The following is a 9,363-nucleotide window of genomic DNA, read 5'->3' on the forward strand; positions in this document are numbered from 1 at the left end:
ATGGGAAAAGCTACAGGATTTCTTGAATATTCAAGAACGGAAACAACTGCAAAGGAGCCTCTTGAGCGCATAAAGAACTTTAATGAGTTCCATATTCCGCTCAGTGAAGAGCACCGCCGCGAACAGGCTTCACGCTGCATGGACTGCGGAGTCCCCTTCTGTCAGAACGGTAAAATGCTCTGCGGCATGATATCAGGCTGCCCGCTGAACAACCTCATTCCCGAATGGAACGATCTGCTTTATCACGGTCAGAAAGAATTGGCGCTGAACCGTCTGCTCATGACCAACAACTTCCCCGAGTTCACATCAAGGGTATGTCCAGCACTCTGTGAAAAGGCTTGTATCTGCGGTGTTAACGATTCACCCGTAACTACAAAGGAGAACGAGAATTCAATCATCGAATTCGGCTTCGCAAAGGGTCTTATGCAGCCGCAGATACCCGCTGTAAGGAGCGGCAAGTATGTCGCAGTCATAGGCTCTGGTCCCTCGGGACTTGCTGCTGCTGATACTCTCAATAAGCGCGGTCACAGTGTAACTGTATTTGAGCGCTCCGACCGTGTCGGTGGTCTGCTTATGTACGGTATCCCTAATATGAAGCTTGAAAAGCATATCATAGAGCGCCGAGTTGAGCTCATGAAAGCTGAGGGCGTTGAATTCAGAACGAATTCAAATGTGGGCGAAAATGTTTCCGCCGATGAAATACTCGGCAGCTTTGATGCTGTCGTACTTGCCTGCGGTTCGTCAAATCCCCGTGATATAAAAGCTGAAGGACGTGACGCAGAGGGCATATACTTCGCAGTGGATTTCCTCAAAGCAACTACAAAGAGCCTGCTTGACTCAGAGCTTACAGACGGCAAGTTTATTTCCGCCAAGGACAAGAACGTTGTTATCATAGGAGGAGGCGATACAGGTAATGACTGTGTCGGAACTTCCGTCCGTCATGGCTGCAAGTCAGTTGTTCAGCTTGAAATGATGCCTAAGCTCCCCGACGAGAGAGCCGAGAACAACCCATTCCCCGAGTGGCCGAGAGTCTGCAAGACCGATTACGGTCAGGAAGAAGCAATAGCGCTATTCGGACATGATCCGCGAATCTACTGCACAACAGTCAAGGAATTCATCAAGGACGAAAGCGGCAAGCTTTCTGCTATAAAGGCAGTAAAGCTAAGCTACGGCACAGATCCCGAAACTGGCAGACGCACTATGAACGAGATCGAAGGAAGCGAAGAGATCATCCCCTGCGAGCTTTGTCTCATTGCAGCAGGATTTCTCGGCTGTCAGCAGTATATCGCAGACGCTTTCGGCGTATCACTTGACCAGCGCACAAACGTAAAAACAGCACCCGGCAAACATTCCACAGATGTTGATAAGGTATTCACAGCAGGCGATATGCACATAGGACAGTCCCTTGTGGTCCGTGCTATCCGTGAGGGACGCGACGCCGCGGCAGAGGTCGATGAATACCTTATGGGATACACCAATTTATGATACGGAGGCTAAAATGATCTATTCAGAAAATGAGATATTGCAGTATATTGAGGAAAATGACGTTAAGTTCGTAAAGCTTACATTCTGCGACTTGAAAGGCAGACTAAAAAACATATCTGTCCTTTCATCAGAGCTTGCAATGACCTTTGAGCGCGGAGTCCGCATAACCGCTAAGAAAATAGCAGGCTTCGAGGCAGCAAACGGAAAAGATCTTTTCCTCTTCCCCGACGCTCAGACAATGACTGTTCTCCCGTGGAGACCTCAGCAGGGCAGAGTAATCAGAATGTTCTGCTATATCCGTTACGCTGACGGCACTCCGTTCGAGGGAGACGGCAGATACTTCCTCAAAAAGGCAATGAAAGCGGCAGTTGCGGCAGGCTACTGCTTCCGCTTCGGAACATCATGCGAATTCACGCTTTTCCATAAGGACGCAAACGGGCTCCCGACAAAAACTCCCCATGATTATGCGGGCTACTGCGATGTTGCTCCCGACGACAAGGGTGAGAATATACGCCGCGATGTTTGCCTCACTCTCGAACAGATGGGTATACATCCCATATCATCTCGCCATGAGAGCGGCTGCGGACAGCATGAGATAGACTTCAATGCCTCATCTGCATTAAAAGCGGCTGATACGTTCCTCAGTTTCAAATCCGCTGTAAAATCTGTAGCGGAGACACACGATGTCCACGCAAGCTTCATGCCAAAGCCTCTTCGCAGCGACTGCGGCAACGGTATGCATATCAGCTTCAATGTCTTCCCCGACAATGATATGCTAGAGGAAACAAAAAACAATAATGAACTTCTTAAAAGTGCAGCAGCAGGTATAATGAAGCATATCCGTGAATTTACTCTTTTCACGAATTCGACTGTGAATTCTTACGAAAGGCTCGGTGAATTCACTGCTCCCCGTGACGTAATCTGGTCAGACGAGGAAGGAGCTCAGCTTATACGCATTAATCCTGAAAGCGAAAACACCTGTGTTGAATTACGTGCCGCCGATTGTGTGTGCGATCCGTATTTCGTTCTCGGTCTGATGATATATTCGGCACTTGAGGGCATCGAAGGAAAGCTTGCACTGCCCGAAAAGAACAGCGGCACGGAACGTCTTCCCTCAAACCTTGAGGAAGCGGCCTCCTGCACGGAAAGTTCTGATTTTGTTAAGAAATACGTGCCGTCAAATATACTTGATGTGCTGATATATTACAGTCATGAAGAGTGGCGCGTGTATTCTTCGGCATATGACAAGGATGCATTTGAGGAAAAACACTATTTTTACAGTCTCTGACGGAGGTAAGCTTTGGAAAAAATTCTTGTAGTTTCAAGTAATAAGACCGCCTCTGAAGCTCTTGTGAATTTCCTCCGTGATTCATTCAGATGTACGCCCAAACTCGTCGAATCAGCCTATCAGGCAAAGACAGTTTTCGACGCCGACCCGTCTGTGGAGCTCGCAGTTATCAACTCTCCGCTTATGGACGAATCGGGCTTTGAGCTTGCGGAATACATCATCGAAAATACCACTGCAAACTGCATTTTCATGATAAAAGAGGAGCAGACAGAAAAAATTGCAGGACGAGCCGAAAAGACAGGTATTATCATAGTCGGCAAGCCGTTCAGCCGTACTCTCCTTTACCAGCTTGTGAAAACTCTTGATATCGCCGTAAACCGTTCACTGAAGCTTTACGAGGAGAACCGTCGTCTTGAAGAAAAGATCGACGAGATACAGACGATTGACAAGGCAAAGTTCATGCTCATGCAGTACAAGGGTATGACAGAGGATGAAGCACACGCTTATCTTGAACAGTACGCTATGAATAAACGCAAGAAGAAAAGTCTTGCGGCTCTGGCAATAATCGATAAGCTGAGTGAGCAATACTTATAAGTGAGGCGTAGGAAATGTTTGACAGTATCCACGAAGAATGCGGTGTTTTCGGAATATACGAAAACAAAACTTCTGACGTTGCCGCATCTGTATATTTCGGGCTGTATGCGCTCCAGCACAGAGGTCAGGAGAGCTGCGGCATAACTGTCTGTGATGACGGTATCTTCAGGCATAAGCGTGCAGACGGACTTGTCTCCGAGGTGTTCGGCAGAGAAGAGCTCGACAAGCTCGGCAACGGAAACATGGCTGTAGGACACGTCCGTTACTCCACAACAGGCGGACATAATCACAATAATATCCAGCCCCTTGTAATACGCCATATCAAGGGCAATATGGCGCTCGTTCATAACGGCAATCTTGTCAATGCGGCAGAACTCCGCCGTTCCTTTGAGATGTCGGGAGCTATCTTTCACGGCACCTCGGACACAGAGGCGATAGCTTATTCCATAGTGCGTGAACGACTTACAACAGGTTCGACCGAACAGGCTGTTGAACGTGCAATGCCCAGCATCAAGGGAGCATACTCATGCATACTCATGACTGCTACAAAGCTGATAGCCTTTCGTGACCCGGACGGCTTCCGTCCGCTGTGTATCGGCAGAACTCATGACGGAGCTTATGTTGTTGCTTCCGAGTCCTGCGCTCTTGAAACAGTGGGTGCGGAGTTCCTGCGTGATATTGACGCGGGAGAAATTGTCGTCATAGGCAGGGACGGATTGCAGTCCATACGCACAAACTGCACAACAAGGCGCAATATCTGCATTTTCGAGTACATCTACTTTGCTCGTCCCGATTCTGTTATCGAGGGCATATCAGTTCACCACGCGAGACTTTCTGCAGGTAGGCTCCTTGCAAAAAGCAGTCCTGTTGATGCAGATATAGTTATCGGCGTTCCCGATTCGGGACTTGATGCGGCTCTCGGTTATGCCAACGAAAGCGGTATACCATACGGTATCGGCTTCATCAAGAACAAATACATCGGCCGCAGCTTCATTCAGCCCGAACAGCACCAGCGCGAAAACGCAGTAAAGATAAAGCTTAACGCCGTCCGTGAGAGCGTTTCGGGCAAGCGCGTTATAATGATTGATGATTCCATAGTCCGCGGCACTACAAGCGCAAGGATAGTAAAGCTGCTGCGCGAAGCAGGAGCAAAGGAAGTTCATGTCCGCATCTCTTCACCACCTTTTCTTCACACCTGCCACTTCGGCACGGATATCGACTCGGAGGAGAATCTCATTGCCGGCAAATGCAGCTCAACAGATGAGATAGCAAAGTATATCGGCGCTGACAGTCTTGCATACCTGCCTGTTGAATGTCTCGGTGAGCTCGTTGACAACCGTTTCGGCTACTGCAAGGGCTGCTTCACAGGAGCTTATCCCGTAGACATTTCAGGTGCAGGGAGCAAAAATAAGTTCGACGAGAAAATACACAAATAAACTGCGGAACAGAAACGCTTCAAAATAAGCCTTGTACATCAATGGCGATGTACAAGTGATATCAAGTAAAATATACCTATTATTCGGAGGGATTTACTATGTGTACGATAATGGCATACTGCGGTGTAGGCGGTATGGAAAAGGTCACGGAGGGACTTAAAGCAACAGTCTCACGCGGACCTGACGATCAGAGAATAACTGAAGTTGCAGGAGGAGTACTCGGATTTCAGAGACTGTCCATAATGGGACTTACTCCCGAGGGGATGCAGCCATTTGAACTTGATGGCAGCTCTGTTATATGCAACGGCGAGATATATGGTTTCAGAAAGCTGCGCGATGAACTCATCAAAAAGGGCTACAGCTTTAAAAGTGACAGTGACTGCGAGATACTTCTTCCGCTTTATAAGGAATACGGTACTGATATGTTCGCAAAGCTTGACGCTGAGTTTGCCTGCGTGATATACGACGGCGCAGCGAAAGAATTCATTGCAGCCCGTGACCCCATAGGCATTCGTCCGCTGTACTACGGCAAGTCCTATGACGGCACGATCGTCTTTGCAAGTGAAGCAAAGAACCTTGTCAGGATTTGCAGAAAGGTAATGCCTTTCCCGCCAGGTCACTACTTCAAGGGCGGAGAATTTCACTGCTACTGCGACATCACAGCTGTTGACAAGGTCATTCACGATGATATTTATACAGTCTGCAGGAATATACACGATAAACTTGTCTCAGGAGTAAAGAAGCGTCTTGATTCCGATGCAAAAGTTGGATTCCTGCTTTCGGGCGGACTTGATTCCTCGCTCGTTTGCGCTATTGCTCAGCGTGAGAGCGACAAGCCTATACACACCTTTGCTATCGGCATGAATACCGACGCTATAGACCTGAAATACGCAAAACAGGCAGCTGACTATATCGGAAGCGATCACACCGAAATCATCATCACCAAAGATGATGTTATTGCTGCTCTTGACGATGTTATCCACCTTCTCGGTACTTATGACATAACAACTATCCGTGCAAGTATGGGTATGTACCTGCTATGCAAGGCTATCCATGAGCAGACTGATATCCGCGTACTTCTCACAGGAGAGATATCAGACGAGCTCTTCGGATATAAGTATACCGACTTTGCACCATCAGCGGATGCATTTCAGCGGGAGTCGGTCAAGCGTGTCCGCGAACTGCATATGTATGATGTTTTACGTGCAGACCGCTGTATATCCGTAAATTCTCTTGAAGCCCGTGTTCCATTCGGTGACCTTGACTTTGTAAAGTACGTAATGGCAATTGATCCCGAAATGAAGCTAAATAAATATAACAAGGGAAAATATCTGCTTCGCCATGCTTTTGAGGGAGACTACCTCCCCCATGAGATACTCTACCGTGAAAAAGCAGCTTTTTCGGACGCTGTGGGTCATTCAATGGTCGATTACCTCAAGGAGTATGCCGAGAATTATTATTCCGACGAGGAATTTGAACTTGACTGCACAAAATATACACACGCTAAACCATTTACAAAGGAATCTCTCCTGTATCGTGAGATCTTTGAGAAATACTACAGCGGCAACAGCGAAATGATCGTGGATTTCTGGATGCCGAACAAGGAATGGGAAGGCTGCAATGTTAACGATCCCTCCGCGCGTGTCCTCTCAAACTACGGTGCTAGCGGAGAATAAAACTGACGACGCCTGCTTCATGATATGTATACCAAAACAGCTCCTGCACGGGAGCTGTTTTGCATATATATTCTGTTTTGAAATGAGCTGTTCATTTTGCAGCTGATCTCTTGTTGGCATGGACATATACCGCAAAACACATCGCAATCTGTAAAAGTGTGGAGCAAGGTATAGCCAGTCCTATAAGGAAAAGTGAGCTGGTGTAATGCTGCATTACCAATGCAAAGGGTATCCTCACAAGGAAAGCACCGCATAAGCCTTGAAGCATAACGAATTTTGTCTTTTCTATACCATTGAAATAACCTATAAAACAGAAAAGGAAGCAGGTTTGCAGGCAGTCGATCGCATATGCCTTCAGATAGTCCCACGCATCTTTCACCGTAGAATCTATAGAACAGAAGATACCCGCCAGCTTATCACCGAAGAAAAATGTTATAAAGAACATTGCCACACCGAATGTGGCGGAAACAGCTATACCGTGCCTGAGTGCAGCTCTGGAGCGCTCCCCCATGCCTGCGCCCTGGTTTTGTGCAACGAATGCTGACATGGACTGCATGAAGGAAATGGGGATAAGCATTATGAATGTGCATACCTTGTTTGCAACACCTACTCCTGCCGAAGCATCAACACTTATCTGATTAACTATGGCTACGAGTACAAGAAAGGATATTCCGACAAGGAAATCCTGCAAAGCTATCGGAGTACCTATATGTATGATATTCCGCGCTGAAGCTTTGCGGGGCCTTATATCGGAACGATGGAGCTCAAACGGAAGCTTGATGCGCCTTATAAGGAAAAACGAGATCACGACACTGATAAACTGTGCAATGACTGTTGCGATGGCTGCTCCTGCCGCGCCAAGATGAAATACCGAAACAAATATCATATCACCGATAATATTGCATACACAAGCGATACCGACAGCCGCAAGAGGAGTCTTTGAATCTCCCAATCCGCGGAAAATACTTCCCAGCAGATTATATGATGTAATTATGAGGAAACCGCCGCCGCATATACGGATATAACTGACAGTCGCTTTCAGAGCCTCATCAGGGGCGTGCATCACCTTAGCCAGTAAATTTGCACCAGCCACACTTATCAATGTAAGTGCAGCTCCTGCAAAGAAAAATACATAAAGTCCCGTTCCAATGATCTGTGCAGCATCGTTGGGACGCTTCTGACCGATACGCTGCGCGACCGATACTGTGATTCCCATTGAAAAGCTGACAAGTATATTGGTAAGCGTCGTGATTATCTGCGAACCTGTAGAAACAGCAGAAACGTCTGCTGTTGTTCCGAATTGCCCGACTATAAGCAAGTCCACAGCACCATACAATGCCTGAAGGAACATAGCCATAAGAACAGGAAGCATGAATTTCAGGAGTTTTGGCAATATCGAACCGCTTGTGAAATCATTGTTTTTCATGTTTACCTCCACAAAAAAGCCGGACAAAACATCAAGTATCATACCTTGCGTTTTATCTGGCATTATCATTGTGTTGAATTATTCTGTTCTGTGGAACAGCTTAGTTATTATAACATATTTTGGTTTATGAGCCAAGCACAGTAAAGACTAAAAAACATAATGCAAAGATCCCCCTCAACAGGCAAAGCAAGAGCCTTCAGCCTGATGAGGAAGATCATTCATGTTTCCTCAGAAGCTATCTGCAACATCGGATATCTTCCATTTTCCGTCTTCCTTGACAACTTCGACTACAACGGTATCCTCAGCGCCGTAATCGTTGTTTTTGATCTTTATGGAGTAACCGCTGTCATTGACTGCAGAAGCATCAACAGCTGGATCCTCGTCAGTAAATGAATATCTGCCGCCGATAGGACGATATTCGATATAAAGCTCACCGTCAACATCTATGCACTTGGGATGTTCCGTTCCGAAAAGTGAAGCGTACTCGCTGCTGAGGAACTGCTCTGTCATATGTTCTCTGAGATATTGACGCACACTATCAGTTGTTTTATAAAAACCTGAAGCAGACTTATGATATACTGTTCCGTCATCAGTTGTATATTCCGAAGCTGTGTCCGTATCAACACCGCCGCCGCTCATAAGACGATCGGCAAAAGCAAGTGTATCTCTTACATCCTTTGCTTCGGGAATACTTGGAGCAAGATACTTGCCTGTAGTATTGCGGATAAATGTCATACCGCCCTCATTTTCGGAACTGATCTCATCGAACGGCTTCTCGGAGCAGGCAAATTGTGCCCATAATGTATTATCAGACTCATAAAAAGAGTAAAAGCAGGTCTTGGTACCGTCAGTTTTATCTTCGGCATCAATTTTTACAGTACCGAAACGTGTACCGCCGTTTCTGTATTGCAAAGAGAAAGTGCCGTCATCATTGACCGTAAGTATATTGCCGATATCCTTCTGCATCCACTCTCCTGCGAGATCAGCTGCCGAATAATCATACGAAGTGACATCGTTTGACGCTTCGGACTGAGTTGTCACAGCCTCAGTGTTTTCGGAAGATGCCGCCGCAGCTGCTGAACTGCTTTCCGAAGAAGCCGATGCAGCCGTTGATGCAGCGGTGTTATTCTTGTAGTTTATCTGATGCTCGGAATCGTCTTTTCCGCAGCCTGCCAGCGTACATACCGCAAGAATAAATGTAAGTGTGAGTTTTAATGTTGTTCTTTTCATTTTTTTATCCTCCATGAAATAGCTATGCTGTTCAAAACAGCTTTCATATATATAATCGAACAAAGGAATACAAGTGTTGCAGAATTTCAAAAAAATTTTCAAATTAAAACCACCCGATGAACGGTAAAGTCATTAAGCTAAGGAAAAGTCAAATAATCACAGGAAACAAATAACCTGTGACTATTTTTATGAATATAATGTAAATTATCGCGTAAAGGTATTGACAAA

At 46.4% G+C, this 9,363-nt stretch carries 7 protein-coding genes; 5 read left to right on the top strand and 2 right to left on the bottom strand.

Features of this window, described 5'->3' with window-relative positions; genetic code table 11:
• From Q0R37_RS04040 to asnB, 5 genes are all read left to right on the top strand, one after another.
• Complete coding sequence (locus Q0R37_RS04040; protein WP_294751578.1) at positions 1-1,485, top strand: glutamate synthase subunit beta; 1,485 nt, start codon at positions 1-3, stop codon at positions 1,483-1,485.
• Positions 1,486-1,498: 13 nt separating this feature from the next.
• Positions 1,499-2,773, top strand: a complete 1,275-nt coding sequence (locus Q0R37_RS04045; protein ID WP_294751581.1) for a glutamine synthetase family protein — start codon at positions 1,499-1,501, stop codon at positions 2,771-2,773.
• A 12-nt stretch (positions 2,774-2,785) separates the two neighbouring features.
• The gene (locus tag Q0R37_RS04050) at positions 2,786-3,367 is read left to right on the top strand and encodes an ANTAR domain-containing protein (RefSeq protein WP_294751585.1); all 582 of its coding nucleotides are present in this window, start codon (positions 2,786-2,788) and stop codon (positions 3,365-3,367) included.
• Positions 3,368-3,381: 14 nt separating this feature from the next.
• Positions 3,382-4,803: an amidophosphoribosyltransferase gene (purF, locus tag Q0R37_RS04055; RefSeq protein WP_294751587.1), complete on the top strand. Its 1,422-nt coding sequence runs from the start codon at positions 3,382-3,384 to the stop codon at positions 4,801-4,803.
• A 98-nt stretch (positions 4,804-4,901) separates the two neighbouring features.
• Complete coding sequence (gene asnB / locus Q0R37_RS04060) at positions 4,902-6,479, top strand: asparagine synthase B (RefSeq protein WP_294751590.1); 1,578 nt, start codon at positions 4,902-4,904, stop codon at positions 6,477-6,479.
• Between the two features lie 91 nt (positions 6,480-6,570).
• Here asnB and Q0R37_RS04065 read toward each other — a convergent pair whose 3' ends face one another.
• Positions 6,571-7,905 (bottom strand): MATE family efflux transporter, encoded by a 1,335-nt coding sequence (locus Q0R37_RS04065; protein WP_294751593.1) that lies wholly within the window; start codon positions 7,903-7,905, stop codon positions 6,571-6,573.
• 228 nt (positions 7,906-8,133) lie between these two features.
• Positions 8,134-9,135, bottom strand: coding sequence for a hypothetical protein (locus Q0R37_RS04070; RefSeq protein WP_294751595.1), 1,002 nt, complete (start codon positions 9,133-9,135; stop codon positions 8,134-8,136).
• Positions 9,136-9,363 lie beyond the last annotated feature (228 nt).

This window comes from uncultured Ruminococcus sp., assembly GCF_946415235.1.
GTDB lineage: Bacteria > Bacillota > Clostridia > Oscillospirales > Ruminococcaceae > Ruminococcus.